This window comes from Lactiplantibacillus herbarum (assembly GCF_001039045.1).
GTDB lineage: Bacteria > Bacillota > Bacilli > Lactobacillales > Lactobacillaceae > Lactiplantibacillus > Lactiplantibacillus herbarum.
In genome coordinates, this window is record NZ_LFEE01000001.1 from 9,509 (window position 1) to 28,963 (window position 19,455).

15 protein-coding genes are annotated in these 19,455 nt (G+C 42.6%); 1 reads left to right on the top strand and 14 read right to left on the bottom strand.

Going from position 1 to position 19,455, the window contains the following annotated elements; translation table 11 throughout:
* Positions 1-155: 155 nt before the first annotated feature.
* The 9 genes from ACG95_RS00040 to ACG95_RS00080 all read right to left on the bottom strand — a co-directional run bounded on the left by ACG95_RS00040 (position 156) and on the right by ACG95_RS00080 (position 13,377).
* Positions 156-2,372 (bottom strand): alpha-galactosidase, encoded by a 2,217-nt coding sequence (locus ACG95_RS00040; protein ID WP_047998523.1) that lies wholly within the window; start codon positions 2,370-2,372, stop codon positions 156-158.
* Between the two features lie 86 nt (positions 2,373-2,458).
* On the bottom strand, positions 2,459-4,411 hold the full coding sequence (locus ACG95_RS00045; protein ID WP_047998524.1) for a sugar MFS transporter: 1,953 nt from the start codon (positions 4,409-4,411) through the stop codon (positions 2,459-2,461).
* A 340-nt stretch (positions 4,412-4,751) separates the two neighbouring features.
* The gene (locus ACG95_RS00050; RefSeq protein ID WP_152668251.1) at positions 4,752-5,786 is read right to left on the bottom strand and encodes an aldose epimerase family protein; all 1,035 of its coding nucleotides are present in this window, start codon (positions 5,784-5,786) and stop codon (positions 4,752-4,754) included.
* A 118-nt stretch (positions 5,787-5,904) separates the two neighbouring features.
* The gene (locus tag ACG95_RS00055) at positions 5,905-6,900 is read right to left on the bottom strand and encodes a LacI family DNA-binding transcriptional regulator (RefSeq protein WP_047998526.1); all 996 of its coding nucleotides are present in this window, start codon (positions 6,898-6,900) and stop codon (positions 5,905-5,907) included.
* A 340-nt stretch (positions 6,901-7,240) separates the two neighbouring features.
* Positions 7,241-8,260, bottom strand: coding sequence for an aldo/keto reductase (locus ACG95_RS00060; RefSeq protein WP_047998527.1), 1,020 nt, complete (start codon positions 8,258-8,260; stop codon positions 7,241-7,243).
* Between the two features lie 170 nt (positions 8,261-8,430).
* Entirely contained in the window at positions 8,431-10,728 is a 2,298-nt protein-coding gene (locus ACG95_RS00065; RefSeq protein ID WP_047998528.1) for an FAD-dependent oxidoreductase, read from the bottom strand.
* Positions 10,721-11,680, bottom strand: coding sequence for an FAD:protein FMN transferase (locus ACG95_RS00070; protein WP_047998529.1), 960 nt, complete (start codon positions 11,678-11,680; stop codon positions 10,721-10,723). The genes ACG95_RS00065 and ACG95_RS00070 overlap by 8 nt, the downstream gene beginning before the upstream one ends.
* A gap of 28 nt (positions 11,681-11,708) precedes the next feature.
* On the bottom strand, positions 11,709-12,467 hold the full coding sequence (aroD, locus tag ACG95_RS00075; RefSeq protein ID WP_047998530.1) for a type I 3-dehydroquinate dehydratase: 759 nt from the start codon (positions 12,465-12,467) through the stop codon (positions 11,709-11,711).
* Positions 12,468-12,495: 28 nt separating this feature from the next.
* On the bottom strand, positions 12,496-13,377 hold the full coding sequence (locus ACG95_RS00080; protein WP_047998531.1) for a shikimate dehydrogenase: 882 nt from the start codon (positions 13,375-13,377) through the stop codon (positions 12,496-12,498).
* 138 nt (positions 13,378-13,515) lie between these two features.
* On the opposite strand from ACG95_RS00080, the gene ACG95_RS00085 reads away from it, so the two are divergent.
* Entirely contained in the window at positions 13,516-14,445 is a 930-nt protein-coding gene (locus ACG95_RS00085; protein ID WP_047998532.1) for a LysR family transcriptional regulator, read from the top strand.
* A gap of 82 nt (positions 14,446-14,527) precedes the next feature.
* Here the strand turns inward: ACG95_RS00085 and ACG95_RS00090 are convergent, their stop codons facing one another.
* From ACG95_RS00090 to ACG95_RS00110, 5 genes are all read right to left on the bottom strand, one after another.
* Entirely contained in the window at positions 14,528-15,748 is a 1,221-nt protein-coding gene (locus ACG95_RS00090) for an MFS transporter (protein WP_047998533.1), read from the bottom strand.
* A gap of 1 nt (position 15,749) precedes the next feature.
* The gene (aroE, locus tag ACG95_RS00095) at positions 15,750-16,634 is read right to left on the bottom strand and encodes a shikimate dehydrogenase (protein WP_047998534.1); all 885 of its coding nucleotides are present in this window, start codon (positions 16,632-16,634) and stop codon (positions 15,750-15,752) included.
* Between the two features lie 22 nt (positions 16,635-16,656).
* Positions 16,657-17,535, bottom strand: a complete 879-nt coding sequence (locus ACG95_RS00100) for a shikimate dehydrogenase (RefSeq protein WP_047998535.1) — start codon at positions 17,533-17,535, stop codon at positions 16,657-16,659.
* Positions 17,536-17,620: 85 nt separating this feature from the next.
* Positions 17,621-18,460, bottom strand: a complete 840-nt coding sequence (locus tag ACG95_RS00105; protein WP_047998536.1) for an SDR family NAD(P)-dependent oxidoreductase — start codon at positions 18,458-18,460, stop codon at positions 17,621-17,623.
* Between the two features lie 30 nt (positions 18,461-18,490).
* A complete protein-coding gene (locus ACG95_RS00110) occupies positions 18,491-19,342 on the bottom strand; it encodes a sugar phosphate isomerase/epimerase family protein (protein WP_047998537.1) in 852 nt (283 codons plus the stop codon).
* Positions 19,343-19,455 lie beyond the last annotated feature (113 nt).

Consider the following 19,455-nt stretch of genomic DNA (forward strand, 5'->3'; position numbering starts at 1 on the left):
ACTCCCTACCGGAGGCGAAAATAGTGACTGATTTTAGCTTTTCAATCGTTGTCATACCAATATTTCCAGCGGATCATTAACTTTCAACCTTTACATTTACAGTTAAAAAGTGGGACAGAGGCTGATTATTATACCTTTGTCCCACTTTTATTTAGTTAATCTTGTACCTTGAAATACCGAATTTGTGCCATAAAGTCACTCGTCTGAACGGGAGTGGTATACAACCCTAATTGCATAAGTTCATCGCCACCATAGACTTCAGTAGTCGCTTCTTCAACGTAATTCTGGTCAGGATTCAGCCCAGCTAGCTTCGTAATATGTGGTTCCGGCTGAACGGCGCCCAAAATAACGAAGGTGTAGAGCAACGCTTCCTTTTGATCCGGACTCACGAACATCCACGCAACCGTGTTCGATTCAAACGGGCTCTCTAAACGGTAGAAAGTTCCGTACTGAATCAGTCGCCGGTGTTGCTTATAGAATGCAACCTGTTGTTGAACAGCTTCACGATCAGCCGCACTCAACTTAGCCGCATCCAGTTCATAGCCCAACGTGCCACTCATCGCAACCGCACTGCGCATTGCCATCGTGGTTGAACGTCCGAGTAATTCGTCTGGACTAGTCCCGACGTGCGCTGTGATAGCAGAGATTGGATAAACCAGTGACGTCCCATACTGAATACGCAGGCGTTCAACGGGGTCGTTATTATCTGATGGCCAGCTCTGTGGCATATAGTACATCAAACCAGCGTCAAAACGACCGCCACCACCGGAACAACCTTCAAATAAGATTTGTGGATAGCGTTTCGTTAAGCGTTCCATCAAGTCATAGACGCCTAGAATGAAGCGGTGACTAGTTTCGCCTTCCTGGTCAGAAACGCTATGTGGCGAATAGACCTCTGTTAAATTACGATTCATATCCCATTTAATGTAGTCGATTGGCACTTCGTCTAGTACAGCTGTCATTTGTTCAAAGAGATTGTCGACAACGGCCGGTTGACTGAAATCGAGCACGTATTCATTCCGCGAAAGTGTTCGGCCGCGATTGGGAACGCCAAGTACCCAGTCTGGATGTTCTTTAAACATCGTTGAATCCGCTGAGACATTCTCTGGTTCGAACCAAAGGCCAAAGCGCATCCCTTTGTCATGGGTACGTTTACTGATGTCGGCTAAACCGGCTGGTAATTTCTTCCGGTTCACAGACCAGTCGCCTAATGAGCTGTTATCGTCATTACGATGACCAAACCAACCGTCATCCAATACAAACATTTCAATGCCTAACGGTGAAGCAGCATCCAGAATGCTCTGAATCTTATCGGCATCAAAGTCAAAGTACGTGGCCTCCCAGTTATTAATCAAGACCGGCCGCAACTCATTTTTATATTGGCCGCGAGCAACCCGTTCACGCAATAATTGGTGATAGGCTTGAGACATACCATTGAGACCATCCGTAGAATAGACCAATGCAACTTCTGGTGTCTGGAAGCTTTGGCCGGCCGTCAATTGCCAGTCAAAGTTATATTCGTTGATTCCGACCGTCAGACGGGTCTGACCGATTGGATCACGTTCCAAACTAAATTGATGGTTACCGGAATAGATCAACAGCGCACCCATCACATTTCCGCTAAATTCAGTAGTCTGCGGTTCAGCTAAGGCCACGAACGGATTCATATGATGCGAACTCCCACCACGGCGGCTTTCAAATTGCGTTACACCACGGTGTAGGCGCTGGCGCGTTAATTGTCGTTCGCGCGCGTAACTACCTGGCAATGAAATGGCGTCTAGAGGTTGAGTTGGTAAATCTAGTTGCATCGAAGCTGCTTTTTCAAGATCAACCATTTCTTCACTTTGATTGATAAACCGAGCGCTGCGTGTAATTACGGGACGATCACGGTAGATCGTATAGGCCAGTTCCAACGTGATATCGATCACGTCATCTACTAACGTTACGATCAACGTCTGAGCTTCATCTTCGTCTTCCACGTAAGTCTGTGGTAAGCCAGTTAAATTAGGCTTCCCGGCTTCCAAACGGCAGTCCTGATAACGAAAATCAACCGTTCGAGCACCGTTGGCCGCTTTAATAATCGCTGCAGGTTGCCGGTAATCCCCCGTGTTGTTACCGCCGTATTCCTGTGGTAGATCATCTTTTGAATAAGTTCGGTCCAGCGTATCTGGTAAGTTCCCTGAGAACCCCCGGTCGATCCGTGGATAACGTCGCTCACCATGGTAACCGCGAACTCGTGGGCCAAAGTACAAGTGGGCCAACACGTTACCCGTTTCAACGCCTAAGATATACGAGATCTGCTCATTATGAAGGTGGAAAATAAGTTGTTGTTCATCAACATCAATTAGATTTGGTTTCAAGGTTACTGACATGTTTATAAATCTCCTTTTATGACGACCAATTTTATATAAAAAGAGCTATCAATGGCTGACGTCATTGATAGCTCTCGAGGAAGAAACTATGCTTGATCTGGTAAGCCGACGTTCGATAATTGTAAGACATCTTCACTATCTAACACTGAGCTTCCTGAATCCTTTAAATACTTAAATTCGGGCATATCTTTGTGGTTCGTAATAACAACCATGACCGTATCATCCAAGCCAGCCTTCTTAATTGCTGGTTGCCAGAATTCAATCAATTCTTGACCTCGTTTGACGTGATCACCTTTTTCAACATACTGGACAAACCCAGTCCCACGCATCTGAACAGTGCCAATTCCAATATGGATCAGTGTCAAGATACCAGTATCTGAACGTAATCCAATCGCATGACGAGTTGGGAAGGTTGCAACGACTTCACCATCGAACGGTGCTAATACGCGGCCATCCGTTGGTTTGATCGCAAACCCTTTACCCATGCTACCGCTAGCAAAGGTTTCATCAGCAACATCACTAAGACTGAGCAATTCACCTTCAACAGGATCTTGGTAAAGCGTCGTCTTTGCGTTTGCTTCAACTTCAGCAGGTGTTTCGTCTGTATCTAAATGAGTTGACCAAGTCTTTTCAAGTTCATCAACGATTTCAGCATGCATCTTTTCGTCCAATTTAACCTTCTTGAAGAAGATAAATGTTCCGATAAGAATCATGGCAGCGGGTACCCCAAACATCATCAGTTTGAAGATAGCTTGACCATGTGCTGAAACATCGCCTGAAGTTGCACCAGCAGTCATCCCAGCCCAAACGGCAGTTAAACCAACGACACCATTAGAAATGGCACCACCTAATTTATCAAGTAATGGACGAACAGATAACGTCAATGATTCGTCACGGTGACCGAATTTCAATTGACCATATTCAACTGAATCACTCAAGACCATCAAAACAACTAAGAAGATTAGTGGTTGTGGAATGTAGAATAAGACAGCGGCAGTCAAGATCATTGGTAATGATTGACCAGCAAATGCGAATAGTATTAAGGAAATCATCATAACAACAACGGCTAAGAAGAAAACCTTACGACGACTGAATTTCTTTGCTAATGGTGGGAAAGCCAACACGGCAAAGATCCCAATAATCGCATTCAATGAACCCAAAAGGGTAAATTTAGAAGCATCGCCTAAAATGTAGGTAAAGTAGTAAAGTTCTAGTGAGTTAGTAATGGCAATCCCGGCCGTGTAAATTCCGTAAGTCAAAGATAACCACATTAATTGATCATTACGAGCCAACACTTTGAAAACTTGTTTGAAGGAAGTCTTTTCAGTATTCTTACGTAATTCAGAATCATTTTCCTTAGTCCCTAAGGCAACAACAATTGCAGAAATCAAGGCAACGGCAGCGATTACAATCCCGAAGACCATCCAACCACGATTGTCCCCTTGACCACTGTTAGCCTTAGTAGAGAACATCAATACGATAGGCATAACGACGATCCCAACAATATTGGCACCGATGTTAGAACCAACCCGGGCATAAGTAGCTGTCTTTTCACGTTCCGCAGAATCAAATGAAATGGCAGGAATCATTGACCAGAAACCGACGTCCTTGAATGAATAGAAGATATCCATCGTAATATATAAAATTGCAAAAAGAATTAAGTATAGGACGGGGTTAGAACTATTTAAGCCACCCATAGTAGTGAATAAAAGTGCTAAAACAACTGAACCAATCGTCCCACCGATCACGATCCATGGCTTGAAATGGCCCCAACGAGAATTCGTATTATCGATAGCGTTACCAATTAATGGATCAATCGCTAATTCGACAAATCGTAAGCCCGCAATGATCATCGTGATGTATGCGATCATTCGAGTTCCTTGTGCCCCACTACTCTTGTCGAATAAATGGGAAGTCACAAACATAATAAAATAAGTTGACAGTGTCGCGTAAAAGGCATCGTGCCCAAACGCACCGAACGAATAAGCTAGTCGTGATGTAATCTTACGAGACTTACTCTGTTGAGTATTTGCATCCATGATATCGCCTCACATCTTCCTTGTTATAATTTACAACTCTTAATGTAATCGTTTTCAAGTTCGGTGTCAACGATTTTTAGTAAAATTTGCGTAATTATTTTAGTTAAAGCAAATTCCGTTTACTTTTACGAGCTGCTTTTGTAAGCATCCAATACCTAGCAACCCTTCTCTGCTAGGTATTACGATCAATCTGATGTCGCCAAGTTACTGTTTAGTAATGGCGGCTTATTATATAGTGACGGGCTAATCAGTATCACCTGATAATTACTGTTTACCGGATCTAAAACTCTTTAAGACAAAAAAACACCGAACATAATTATCGTCCGGTGTTCACTAATATCTAGTTCAAACGTTCATATTGGTAACGAATAGTATGCGTAGCTGGTTGACCAGGACGCAAAACAATATCCCCAAAGTCAGGATGATTGATTGCATCTGGTAAAGTCTGTGCTTCCGTTGCTAATGCGTTGTATTGATGTGCGTCTTCTTTGGCTGGATCGAAGGGATTAGCCGTAAAGACAATCAAACTATTCCGATCAGAGTATAGTTTGACCCGACGTTTGCCGTCCGTATCACCAACCATTGCAATTGGTTGATCCTCGCTTGGTGTAACCTCATAGGCATCATCAAATTCAATGCCATTGCTCTCAGCTTTTAGCTGTGCTAAAGCAGTTTCAACTGGTTGTTTTTCATTGAAATCGTAGGCAGTCCCTTTAACGGCAACCTTTTTACCAGTTGGTACTTTTTCTTGATCAAATTCCAAATGCGCCGCACTCGTAATTTGTAACCACTGTTGTGCTAAACTGTCCCGGTCATCAGTCGTGTTCCAATAAACATGGTTCGTTGGATTGAAGAGTGTGGCTGCGTCAGTATCACCCGTAAATGCGATTGACACTTGGTTTTGATTGTCTAACGTAAACTTAATTGCAACGTCTAAGTTACCAGGATACTGGTCATCAGTAGCTTCAATATGTTTAGTCAAAGTAACGCTGACGCTATCCATATCCTGGCTAAACTGGCCCTCAAAGTTCAAAGTGTTGAATCCGTGGTCGCCACCATGCAATGAGTGAGTTTGTTCATTCATTTCAACGTCATAATCTTGGTTATCAATCTTAAAGTGGGCACCACCAATTCTGCCTGCTACTCGGCCAATTGATTGACACAAGCAGTAACCAACTCGCTGATAATCAGCCATGTTGTCTAATCCCCAAATCAAAGGACGCTCAACACCATCTTCGTTGACAACAAATTCTTGCCACGTCCCACCATAACTAAGTACTGAAACTCGAGTTTTTTGGTCATTAATTAGCGTATAACGCATAACATCCTGGCCTTCTAATTGATCGAATACTGTTTTTTTAGTTTCCAAAATTATGACACCTCCATGTATTTAAAACGCTTTCATTCAGTATAACAGACTTTTCTATCTTTGAGTAAAAGTTTTAGTTAAACAAAAAAGGTTATGCCACATCTACGTAGCATAACCTTTCCACTTATTTCGTACTTGCACGTTCAACTAAGTTCGTTCCTAATTCAACTCGTTGGGCAGTCTGACGACCTTCCAAACGACTGATTACTAGGTTTACCGCCGTAGCACCCATTAACTCAGTATCTACGTTAACCGCGCTTAGTTCAGGGTAAACGAACGTTGCTAACGAGGTATTATTGAAACTAAATAGTTTCACTCGTTCTGGAACTTTAATATCATTTGCTTGTAGCGCCTTTAATGCGCCTGCTGCCATTGGATCATTGGCTACAAAGAAAGCAGTTGGTAACTGATCACCTAACGTTCGAATAGCCTTTTGCATCATTTTAAAACCAGATTCACTTGTATAATCGCCCTTAAAAACTAACTTAGGATCAAAGGCATGCCGCCGTTCCATCGCCGAGCGAAATCCCAGCATCCGGCGATCAACAACTGATAATTGACGATCAGTCGTCATTTCTGACCCATGAATAAACCCAATTTGGTGTAAACCACGCTGCCAGAAATATTCGACTACTTTTTCAGTTGCCAAGCGAAAATCGGTCACGACACTATCAAAACCAGCATCGAACTGATCATCATCTACAAAGACTAAATTATCAGTCGCAGCAGACATATCCGCTACCTGTTGTGGACTGAATTTGCCAACTGCAATAACAGCATCAATATCTGTACTCAATTCTTGCAGATTATTCTGAAAAATCCGCGTCACATCAAATTGTGTCGTTTGTCCCCGCTGCTCAATCCCCATTCGTACCGACATATAGTACAAGTCATCTTGTTCCTTCGACTCAGAATACCATTGGATGATCGCTAAACGTTTACGAATCGTCGGCATCGTCCGTCGCTTATTCTTAGAGTATTGCAACTCCTCTGCAACCTCGAAAATTCGTTGCCTAGTATCATCACTTACTGAGAGTGACTGATCTTTATTCAGTACGCGCGATACCGTTGCCAACGATACCCCAACTTCTTTCGCAATGTCTTTTAACGTTGCTGCCATGGCTAGACCCCCTCATTCAAACTATTTCAATCAAAATCGCTATCGCTTCATCAATTTTCAAATTATTAAATTCTCAAGTATAGTAGTTTACTATCTTTGCTAGATTACCTTAATTATCGTGATAACTATTATGTAAAACTTTATCATTAAATGTGAAAATTGGCGAATTTAATCACTAATTACTTCGATAAAGTTAACGTAATAACTAAATTATGTATGACAATTATTTTTACTTTCAAACTAAAAAATGGATCCATTTTACAATGTGATCCATACGTTAATCATAATTTGAATTTTCTAGTATTGCCAGTGTAGCGAATGCAGGTCAAACGCTATATTGCTATTTCTCCCTACTCCAATCAATCACCGGCTGTTCCGCCAATATCTGTTCAATAGTCGCTAATTCATCCGCACTAAAGTCCAGATTATCCAAGGCCGCTACGTTATTAATCACTTGCTGTGGCCGACTAGCACCAATCAGTACACTAGCTAACGCTGGTTGCCGAAGATTCCACGCTAACGCCATCTGAGCTAAGCTTTGTCCACGCTGCTGAGCAACCTCATTCAAGCGTTGAACAGTCGTCAGCGTCTGTTCAACCTGCGACGTACCCAAGAATGGAATCGTCTGCTTGGTAGCTCGCGAATCCGCTGCAATACCGTGTAAGTACTTATCAGTCAATAGTCCTTGTGACAGTGAACTAAATCCAACAGCGGCCTTGTGCGTCTTCTCAAGCACTGGGAACAAGTCACCTTCCGCCTGACGATTAAACATATTGTAGCGTGGCTGATGGATAATATAAGGCGTCTTCAGCTCGTCAAAAATAGCCGTCATAGCAGCGGTCTGTTCGCCATTGTAATTGGATAAACCGACGTACAACGTCTTACCATCACGCACGAGTTGATCCAATGCTTGCGCCGTTTCAGCTAGCGGTGTTTCCGGATCAGGACGATGACTGTAGAAGATATCAAAATAGTCTAAACCAGTGCGTTTCAAACTCTGATCAGCACTCGCAATAATACTCTTCCGTGACCCCCAGTTGCCATAAGGGCCAGGCCACATCACGTAGCCAGCCTTACTGGCAATCACCATTTCATCACGGTATGGCCGCATATCAGTCGCCATAATTTGACCAAAGTTCGTCTCAGCACTCCCCGGTTCGGGGCCGTAGTTATTGGCTAAATCAAAATAGGTAATTCCCAGATCAAAAGCCTGATGAATAATTGCCTTTTGATTCTCTAACGGATCTACACTCCCAAAATTATTCCATAGACCGAGTCCAATTGCGGATATCTTGAGACCACTCTGCCCCACCCGGTTATAAACCATTTGATCATAACGCGTTCTGTCTGCTTGGTACATCTTCAACACTCCTTTTAAGTCATTCAATAACTAAAGGTACCGCTTTCATTAGTAAAATACAACTTCACTTTTTTACTAAGCTACCATTTTCAGAAAAAACACCTTCAGCGATTAACCAAAAATGGTGCGGTTCACCTTACTAGATGAGCCGCACCATTTTTTGATTTCATTTATTTAGTTGTAACCAGCTTCTCTTCAACTAATGGTAAATAGTCTAAGAAGTGGTTGAAACATTGCTTCAAGAAATGTTCACTGCCATCATCGTTCAACTGATCGTGCTCGTCAAACTTCGTTCCTGCTTGTGGCAACATGAATTCATTGCCGGGCATCACTTTCGCATCAACACCTGGTGAGTCCAGAATTTGACGTAAATTCATCTGTGCGCGGACCGTCCCTTGAATACCAAGTGAAGTCCCAACAATCATAACTGGCTTGTCCTTAAATGGATGTTCCGCACAAGATAACCATTCAATAGCGCTCTTTAACGCCGCTGGAATCGAGTGATCATATTCTGGTACCCCGATAACGACCCCGTCCGCAGCATCGATCTTAGCACCCAATGCTTTGACGTTATCTGGTTCGTTATCAAGATCATCTTCGTTAAACAATGGTAAATCTTTGATCTCACAAATTTCAAAATTAACTTGGGTATCAAACATTTCCTTCATGGCGAAGAGTAATTTACGGTTGTAAGACTTAGAGGCGTTGGTCCCGACTAAAGCCACGATATTAGCTTCATTATCGCCTGCCGCAGCTTGGCGTTTAGCATTAACACTAGCAGCAGCTCCGGCAACGTAGCCGGACGAGATGCCCCAAGTATTCATCATACTTGGCATTGAATCATGACCATTCGCACCACCGATGACTTCACCAGCACCATAATAATTAGCTACCGGTGCATCATTAGCTGCCAACAATTGTAAATTATCGGCGTTGACGCTGTAACCACCTAATGTCGTTGCAAAACGGTCACGTTGTTCAATAATGTAGAACGTCTCACCATCAAATTGGTGCAGGAATTTTGGATTCCGACCAAATTCACGATCGTGGCCATCTTGAACATAGCCTTGATAATTCTTAACCGTCTTAGCAAGTTCATCAACAGCGATTCCCGCTTGTTTAGCAGCAGTCTGCAGATCACCCTTAACAAAGACTGGTCGTTTCGTTGGGTCTTCAAAGAACTGTTGAATCTCTTGCGGTGTAAAGTCATGAAGAATCAATAAGTCATAGACTTTTTTCCAAGTCCGTTCGTCCATCACCATGTATGCAACTTTATCATCTTGTTTCAGGATAGCGTTTCGGAAAGCAGTGTAGACGTTTGATTCATTAACGATCCGATCACCTTTGGAATTGACATAGATTGCACCCATATCAGTCGCTTGTTTGGAAGCGTAGGTCGTCAATTTGGCAACACCGGGTTCTACTTCCACGCCGTGTGGATAAATTTTATACCAATCCAAATCATGGGTCTTCAAGTTGAGGGCATCATTAAATTGATAGGCATCACCAGTCGAAGTCATTGGACCATAGTAATCAATACCTTGGCTTTCGTCGCCGCGCATCTTTTGGTTAGCACCGTGACCACCCGTAGCTAGTACGACTGAGCGAGCTTTGATCTTGATCGTCTGGTCATGTTGTTGACCAATAATGCCGTTAAGTACGTGTTGCCGATCAAACATTAATTCTTCAACACGCGTATCCAACATTACCTTGCCGCCAGCATCTTCAAAGGCTTTGGAAACCTTTTGAATGAATTCATAGCTGCTGGCTGAAGGTAATTCGATTTGACGGTTGATCGAATGTTCTGGCGTTTGCGTTTGTGCTTTTTGATAATGTAAATCGGCAAATTCGCTGATAAAGTCAATTGCAGAACCGATATTCTTGACCATTAAGTCCGTCAAAGCTGGATAATTACTCTCCAGACTTTCGTGACTGACATCTTGAGCCAGCATTTCTGGCGTATCATGGTTGTTATCAAAAATCTGGGCTGCAACCTTTGAGCCGGTCCCAACGACGTTTGAACCGTTCAAAATCGTGGCACCACCTAGGTAACCATTCTTTTCAACTAACGTCACTGACTGGCCCATGGTTAGCGCACGACAACCAGCAACTAACCCAGCTTCACCACCACCGATAATTAAAACGTCAGTACGGTAGTTTTGACTCTTAGAATTGGTTTTAGCTTTTGGTGTTGGGGTAACATTGATCCCAGCAGCCGTTACAGCTTGATCAGCAGACTTCAACAATGCCTGGGTCATAACCGTTGCACCACTGATGGTATCCACGTCAAATGACTGTTCTGTAATGATATTGTCTTTTAGCTTATCAATAACTTGATTAAAAATCCCGGACGTTTCGGAATGTTTTAAAATCTTCAAATCCTTTATCTGGTCATCCTGTACATCAACTTCATAATTAATAATACCGTTATGGCCCATTGCTTGGCCGGTTACTTGCGTTTTACTCAATCTCAAACACTCCTTCGCGTCGCGGCTTTAAGCCACTGGTAACTGTAATTTGCTGTTGCTTATCAATAAAGATGGCTTCCGTATTCGGTAACGATTCGATTAATCGCACCCCTTGCTCAGGCCCTTGAAAATAGGTCACCGTGGCTAATACTTCAGCTAATTCTGACTGTTCAGTAATAATGCTGACTTGATCCACTTGATTCTCAACTGGATAGCCCGTTTGCGGGTCCAAGATATGGTGATACCGCTGTTCGCCAATTTTGAAATAGCGCTCAAAGATTCCGGAAGTGACGACCGTTCGTGCTGGCATGGTTACTTGTAACACTGGATAGCCTCGTGGTGCGGCAGGCGCTTGAATGCCTACTTGCCAGCGCGCATCGGTTGCTAATGGATTCTCGCCAAGGAGTTTAACGTTTCCTCCTAGGTTAACAATGGCATTAGCGATTCCGGCTTGTCTTAACTGATCGACGATTCGATCAGCAAAGTAACCTTTGGCAATGGCACCCAAGTCCAATTGCATCCCTGGCTGTCGTAAATAGACGCTGTGTTGCTCGGCGTTCAAGGTAACCTGTGCTAAGTCCATCTGTTGCAAACTCTGCTGAATAGCCTCTGCTGCAGGTACTTCGTGACCGCCGAAACCGATGCGCCAGAGTTTAACTAACGGTCCAATTAAGACATTGAAACTGTCCGCATACTGCTGTGAGTACGCTAACGCATCTTGAATTAATTGGAAGCAAGCGGGACTCACCTGAACGGATTGTTGCCCAGCTTGTTGATTGATTGCACTGAGTTCAGAATCAGGTCGATTAACGGAAAAGATCTGATCCATCTGCTGCAAGTAGTCGTAGACCTCTTCAACAGCTGGCTGGTTAGGTTCAAAGAGCGTCAGTGAGATAACAGTACCCATCATCGCAAACTGCGACACGTATTTCTTTTGAACGGCTGCTGCCATCTTGAACACTCCTCTCATCTAATCTAATTTAGTTTAGTTTTAAATCTTCTAATTCAGGTCGTAAGTGCTCTAAAGCGATTTGACCAGGCGCGGAAGCCGCACCAACCGTGGCAAATGAGAGGCATGAGCCAAACACTTCGCCAGCCATGCGGGAAATCTTACCCAGATCGCCCATCGACATGGTAATGATCGGTTGTTGTAACTGTTGTCGTGCCGTATTAGTAGCCGTGAGTAACGTTAAAACATCCTCGACTGACTGTGGCATCACTGCCATCTTGGCAATGTCTGCACCGTAAGCCACCATGCTCGTCAGGCGTTGGACGATGTCGTCCGCAGCTGGCGTCTTATCGAAATCATGATTGCTCATGATGATGACGACTTGTTGTTGATGTGCTTGAGCAATCAACGCTTTAACAGCGGCTTCATTATGGTAACGTTCGACGTCCAAAGCATCCGTGAATTGACCAGCTACGACGTTGGCACATACTTGGAAGTAGTCCGCATCGCTTAATGGCAATTCGCCACCCTCACCATTAGTTCTAAAGGTTGTCAGTAGTGCAATTTCACCTAGTGCAGCTCGTAACTGCTGGCCCATCTGTTGCAGCTTAGCAGCATCCGTAACGCCTTCAAAGAAGTCGATGCGCCATTCTACTACGTCAGGTTTAGCAGCAATAATTGGCTTAGTGGCAGCTAAGATTTCAGCCGCCGTTTTACCGGTAATCGGAACCGCCAGCTTGGGACGGCCACTGCTTAATTCGATGTTGCGTAATTTAACGATTGGTTGCATTTTCTAAACCTCCTGGCACGGGCAATCACTAATCTTGATCGTCTCCAAATAGAATTTCATGAATATAATCTACTGGCATATCTTCACCTGTCCACAATTTAAAGGCGGCGGCACCTTGTTCCAGCATCATGCCCAGCCCATTGTATACATGCTTAACACCAGCATCCTGAGCTACCTTCATTAACTTAGTTGTCCGGGGAGCATATACCGTATCAAACACAATTAGATCTGGACGTAGCCAACTAGGATCGTCAATCAACGTTTGATCTTCCAATGGCTTCATACCAACGCCAGTTGAATCCGTGTAGATGTATGAACTTTGAATTTCGCTCTTAAAATCATCACGATCTTCTAATGAATGCAATGTTGCGTGACAGTCCGTTTGTTCGTTGATCAGCTTGACGTTGCGTTCTGCATTAGCCCACGTTGCATCCTTCATGTTAAAAATAGAAATTTCACTAACGCCATCCAAGGCAGCTTGAACTGCAATTGCCGTACCAGCACCACCGGCACCAGCTAACGTCATCTTGTGACCTCGGATATCCAGCCCTTCGTCATCAAGCGCTTTCATAAATCCAATGCCATCAGTCGTATATCCGGTTAAAATACCATTATCATTTACAATTGTATTCACAGCGCCAACCATCTTAGCAGCTGGATCTAATTTATCTAATAAGGGAATCACTTTTTGTTTGTTAGGCATTGAAATGTTTGAACCACGCATATCCAATGTTCGAATGGATTCAATTGCACTTGGCAACGTTTCATTATTTACTTCAAAAGCTAGGTAAGCGTAGTTCAAGCCTAACTTAGCAAATGCGTTATTGTGCATTGTTGGTGACATTGAATGCCGAATGGGATAAGCCATTAATCCAATCAATAAAGTATGTCCATCAATTCGTTCCGTCATAGTAAATCCACTCCTAATTATTATTTTCTGTTTGTTACTCTATTCACTTGCCATGTTAACAAATTAGTTTAATATAATAAATATAGATAATTCGTTTAAATCATTTAACTTTTCTATTGGTAAAGGAGAACTCCAATGATGAATTTGAGGCATTTGATTTTTTTCAAAGAACTAGCTAGAACACAGCACATGGCTAAAGCCGCTGAAAATCTAGGAATTTCGCAACCATCTTTAAGTTATGCCATTAAAAAAATAGAAACTGAGCTCGGCGTACCGCTCTTTGAAGCTGATGGGCGTAATATTAAACTAACTTCCATTGGTGGCGTTTATTTAAAGTACGTCACGGCTACTTTAAATGATTTATCACAAGGCAATGAACTAGTAAAACAACTCATGAACCCTAATACCGGTCACATCAGCATGGGATTTACTTACACCCTCGGCCAACAGTTAGTCCCTGAACTCATTACCCAATTTCAAAAGAAACAGGAGAACCAAGAAATCACTTTCGAGCTCGGGCAAGGCAACTCTGGTGAACTTCTAAAGTCCTTAGCGAGTGAAAAATACGATTTAGTCTTGGCGTCTAATGTTGAAAAAATCGGTGATCAATTGACCAGTAGTCTCTTTGACTTTATCCCACTGGTACAACAAGAAATTGTCGCAGCTGTCCCTGCTGACCATCCGCTAGCCTCAAAAACAGCAGTGCGCGTTCGTGACCTTTCCCCTTACCCTATGATTTCATTCTCACAAAATAGCGGCTTAAGACCATTAATTGATCAAATTCTCTCCAATGCCCATATTCAGCCTAAAATAGCCTACGAAGTGGAAGAAGACCACACCATGGCTGGATTTGTACGCCATAATATGGGCGTCGCATTGATGCCATATTTACCATTATTAGACAAAAGTGCCATTCAATTAAAACACCTATTTGACCAACCATTGAATCATCAAATCTATCTAGTTATACGTCGCAATAGTTTCATCACGCCTGCCGTTCATCGCTTTCAGGAATTCGCGCGCAGCTATTGTTGGCAATACTATACCAATCAGGAACGTTTAATTTAAAAAAGAGAGTAGGACAAAGTCAGTTAGTCGCTGAGCAGAGGTAGCAACCCGCCTTTTGTCCCACTCTCTTTTGGTTTTTTACTTATTTAGTTGCTGTCTTTACTGAGTTTCCACGGTATTTAACAACCAAGGCTAAGCCAACACCAACAAGTGTAATAATGATATTCATTAAAATAATTGTTCGTGGTGCATCCGCACCAGTTGCTTTAGTCAAGTATGCAGCAACTGATAAAACGACATAGTTTGCAACACTAGACGCAATCATTACTAGTGAAGTTGCAAGTCCTTTACTGTCTGGGAAGAATCCAACAGTCGTTGATACAGCTAGTTGCAAGACACCACCAGCGGCAGCATAACCAATCACAAAGCTACCAATATAGAGAATAACTGGACTTTGAATGAAATAGCAAAGTAGGAGCATTACGATTGAAATGCTGGGATAGAGTACTAAAACAGTTGTTTCTTTTAAACCCATATGAATAAACTGGGCTGTTAACAACACGGCAACCGTTGCGCCAACTGCATAAAACGATTGTAACGTGCTCGGATCCTTGATTCCGTAACTAATCCCTAATTCTTGATTACAGTTTAGCCAAATCATAAAGGTGGCTGAACTAGTAAAACCAATCAAGATAGATGCAACTGTGGCTGCAGAAAAACGATGTTTACCTTTACTACCAGCGTTTTTGACAGCTTTAACTTGCTTATTCTGTTTTGGAAACGGCAAGATTAAAACCAGAATTGCATCAATAATCATCAAAATACCACAGCCAATAAAAATTGCTTTATATGACATTTGAGCACTTGCAACCAAGCCAATTACAAACGGTAAAATAAATTGAGACACCGTAATGGCAAACTTCGTAAATAAATTAGCAATTGATGCCGATTTAGGAAAGATTTCCATCACACTTGGCGAGACACACGTATCCAAGAATGAATTAGCAATACCGTTAACAATTCCGACTGCATAAGCCATCCACATACTGTGAACACTAATCATGCCAAAGAAGAATACTGCATATAGCGCAATACCAATAAAACCACTAATCCGACGACCGATTTTATCTGATATTGGTCCAGCAAACGGGTACGCTATTAATCGCCCTAAGCCATATGCTGCAATAACAGAAACAACCATACTGACGTCTACCGTACCATTTGATAGGGTCGATGCACCCCAAGCTTTAGCAAATTCTGTCTTATACTGACCCATAATTGAAGACGCAGTTCCAAGAATGAAATAGGCAAAATATAAGGCTAATGCCGTAACATAATATTTTTTATTTGGATTAGTTGTCATCTTAACGACCCCCATCATCGGAAAAGAATCGTTGGGTCACTTCTTCAACTGGCATTTCTTGACCGGTATATAGTTTGAAAGCTGCTGCCCCTTGCCAAACAAGCATACCCTTACCGCCAATTATTTTGCTGCCATACTCAGCAGCATCCGCCAACATCTTAGTAACTGCTGGATTATAAACCGTATCGGTTACTACTAAATCGGGGCGAAAAACAGTCATATCTTTAATATTACTTTGCTCAACATTAGGTGCCATACCAGCCCTAGTCGCATTAGCTAAAATATCACTCTGTTCAATTGCTGCAGCCAATGCGACTGAATCATTGATATCGCCTACTGTGATCTGGCAAGTAGGTACTTTTTTCATAATCTTATTGGCAGTCAATTCAGCATTTTTATAAAAATCATCACGTGGATTGAAAATATGAATCTCACTAGCACCGTCCAAGGCCATTTGTACTGTAATGGCTGTAGCTGCCCCACCTGCGCCCAGAATTGTTAGTCGCTTACCTTGTGGGTCAACACCGTGGTGCCGCAGGTTTTCAACATATCCCGTGCCATCCGTGTTATGGCCCACTAAAACACCATCATTATTAACAATCGTGTTCACTGCTCCAATTAATTCTGCAGCTGGCGAAAGCTCATCAACTAGTTCAGCTGCCACATTTTTACACGGCATCGTGACGTTTGCACCGCGCATATTAAAAATTCGCATCTTCTCCAATGCTTGTGGCATCTCATCTGCCTGAATATCAAATGCTAAATACGCATCATTAATTCCTGCCTGTTCAAAACTGTAATTATACATAGCTGGCGATCCCGAATGCCCTACCGGCGATCCAAATAATCCCAGCATCGTTGTGTGTCCATCAATTCGTGCTTCCATCAGTCAATTCCTCCCTCTTACGCTATTTACCGATTTGTTGTGCTTCATAAGCTTGGTATTCCGCAGTTGGCATTTCTTTTCCAGTGAAAAGAGTATATGCTGCAGCACCTTGCCATAGCAACATTCCCTTGCCTGGCGCAACCGTGCAACCAACTTTCTCTGCATCCTCAATTAATTTGGTCTTCAATGGATTGTAAACCGTATCTGCAACAACTAAGTCCGCACGTAAGAAACTAGGATCGACTAGTGACTGACCGTTTAATGGTTTCATCCCAACAATGGTAGCGTTAACCAAAATATCAGCGTTGGCAATTTCTTCCTTTAATTTCTCTTGATCCGCAAGGGGGTAAACTTGAACATTCACATCCGGTTTAGCTGCCTTAATCTTTCGTTGTGTCTCTTCAGCATTCGCGTAAAATTCATCATCGCGATTGAAGATCGTCAAAGCAGTTGCGCCATCCAATGCACACTGAACCTGAAGTGCAGTAGCCGCACCACCCGCACCAATTACAACCAGCTTTTTACCGGCAACGTCGACACCAGTTTCTTTAAGGTTACGAACAAAACCAATTCCATCCGTGATATGGCCCGTTAATTTACCATTATCGTTAACGATAACGTTAATGGCACCGATGATCTTAGCTGCTGGTGATAATTCATCAACTAAATCAGCTGCAACACTCTTGCAAGGCATGGTAACGTTACTACCGCGTACTTTGAATAACCGTAGGGCATCAATTGCTTGTGGCATCTGTTCTTTTTTTACATCAAACGCTAAGTAAGCATAATCCAGTTTTTGTTGTTGAAAGCTGAAGTTATACATTGCAGGTGAGCCTGAATGTCCAACTGGTGAGCCCAATAATGTGAATAAGCCGGTAGTCCCTGAAATTCGTTTTTCCATGGTTAACACTCCTTCATTTAAATGAAAAGGAACCGAGACAGCTTGTCCCAGTCCCTTGCACACTTTCATATAACTGTCTTAATTATTATTTTTTTGCTGGTTGGTGATTGTCGATCGCATATTGGCGACGACCACCTGGCTTTGGAATCATGTCTGAAATCATCATGTTCAACCCACCATCAACCGTGATTTCACCACCGTTGGTATAATCAGAACGATCACTAGCCATGAATAATACGGTGTTAGCAATATCATCTAACGTCCCGATTCGCCGGCTCGCTACTAGGCGTTTACGGCCATCTTCAACTTCTGGATCACTATAGAAGTTTTTCGATAATGGTGTTTTTACTAAGCAAGGAAGCACGCAATTGCTTCGAACGCCATATTGGCCCCATTCAGCAGCCATTTGTTTAGACATCATGTTAACTGCAGCCTTAGTTGTACTGTATGCGCCACTATAAGTTTCAGGATAACGAGAAGCTACGGTTGAAATATGAACCATTGCCCCGTGTTTTTGTTGGATCATTACGCGACCAAAACGTTGTGACATTAAGAAGTAACCTGTCAAGTTAACGTTCAAAGCAGTCTGCCATTCATCTAATCGTAAATCTTCAAATGGTGAGAACCGTAAGATTGCAGCCGTATTAACCAATACGTCAATTTCGCCAAATTTATCAGTAACTGCCTTAACTGCTGCATCAACCTCTGCTTCACTAGTTGTATTGCATTTAACCGCTAAGGTTTCAACACCGTAGTCTTCAGCTAACTTCTTAGCATAGGCTTGAGTTTTGTCTTCGATCATATCAATCAATACAATCTTTGCGCCCTGCTTAGCAAATTCCTCGCAGAACTTAGTCCCCATACCACCAACAGCACCTGTGATCGCAACAACTTTATCTGTTAATCCTAGCCAATTGTTATTCATTAATATTCCACTCCTCTATCTATTAGGTTATTAAGCTTCAACAGTTTCTTTCAGAATTTCAGGCCATGCCTGTTTTAGAACATCCACGGTTTGTTTGTAGGTATAATCTGCAACGTAGTCAATTCCTTTAGCCAAATACTGATCGGAGATTACTTCAACCCCAATCACCTTAGGATCAACCCCAGCGTCTTTAATCATCTTTACAAAGCCGGCAGTATCTAAGTCACCGGCACCCGGCGCCAAACGGTCATGCATTGATTCATCACGTAGGATGGTTTCTGCGTATGGACGTGCATAGGCATCATCAATTTGAATTGAAATAACTCGTTTTGCTTGTTCCTTAGTTAATAGATCATAAGACTGGTCAGCTCGTACCCAGTGCCACATGTCTAATAACATATAGACATTGTCGCAATTAGCCTTCTGCATAATCTTCCAAGTTTTGTCCAAGTTTGGTAACCCACTATATGGCATTGGTTCCAATGCAATAATCAGATCTCCAGCCCGAGCAGCTAATTCTTGTAACTTCTGAGCAGTATAATCAATCGAATAATCTTCCATCAGGCCAGTGTTAATGTGCTTAACATCAAAGAGTTCACACATGTGGAAGCAAGCTTGTTCCTTATATTTCTGTTCATAAGTACGTGGGGCTTCACACCACTGCACAATGTATTCAACTTCCGTACAACGGATATTATATTTATTTAAAATTGCTAGAATGTCATCATCTGATAGCCCTTCGTTCAAGGCGTCCACGTAAGTCTCAGCTCGTAAACCAATACCATCATAACCCGCTGCACTAGCAGCTCGGCAACGATCTTCAAATGTACACTGATCACCTAAAGTCCATGAACTAATTGTAATTGGATGTGTTTTTGTCATAATAGCTTCCTCCAAAATAGTGGATTCTTAACATGCATGTTGTATGATTCACATAATTTATTTTACAAGTTAAATGTAATCGCTATCACGTTTGCCGTCCAATTGCTTTTAGT

Coding starts and splice junctions, on each gene's coding strand:
- ACG95_RS00090 (WP_047998533.1), bottom strand. CDS start 15,748: ATGACAACTAATCCAAATAAAAAATATTATGTTACGGCATTAGCCTTA.
- ACG95_RS00100 (WP_047998535.1), bottom strand. CDS start 17,535: ATGGAAAAACGAATTTCAGGGACTACCGGCTTATTCACATTATTGGGC.
- ACG95_RS00080 (WP_047998531.1), bottom strand. CDS start 13,377: ATGACGGAACGAATTGATGGACATACTTTATTGATTGGATTAATGGCT.
- aroE (WP_047998534.1), bottom strand. CDS start 16,634: ATGGAAGCACGAATTGATGGACACACAACGATGCTGGGATTATTTGGA.
- ACG95_RS00070 (WP_047998529.1), bottom strand. CDS start 11,680: ATGGCAGCAGCCGTTCAAAAGAAATACGTGTCGCAGTTTGCGATGATG.
- aroD (WP_047998530.1), bottom strand. CDS start 12,467: ATGCAACCAATCGTTAAATTACGCAACATCGAATTAAGCAGTGGCCGT.
- ACG95_RS00045 (WP_047998524.1), bottom strand. CDS start 4,411: ATGGATGCAAATACTCAACAGAGTAAGTCTCGTAAGATTACATCACGA.
- ACG95_RS00110 (WP_047998537.1), bottom strand. CDS start 19,342: ATGACAAAAACACATCCAATTACAATTAGTTCATGGACTTTAGGTGAT.
- ACG95_RS00040 (WP_047998523.1), bottom strand. CDS start 2,372: ATGTCAGTAACCTTGAAACCAAATCTAATTGATGTTGATGAACAACAA.
- ACG95_RS00105 (WP_047998536.1), bottom strand. CDS start 18,460: ATGAATAACAATTGGCTAGGATTAACAGATAAAGTTGTTGCGATCACA.
- ACG95_RS00060 (WP_047998527.1), bottom strand. CDS start 8,260: ATGTACCAAGCAGACAGAACGCGTTATGATCAAATGGTTTATAACCGG.
- ACG95_RS00085 (WP_047998532.1), top strand. CDS start 13,516: ATGAATTTGAGGCATTTGATTTTTTTCAAAGAACTAGCTAGAACACAG.
- ACG95_RS00055 (WP_047998526.1), bottom strand. CDS start 6,900: ATGGCAGCAACGTTAAAAGACATTGCGAAAGAAGTTGGGGTATCGTTG.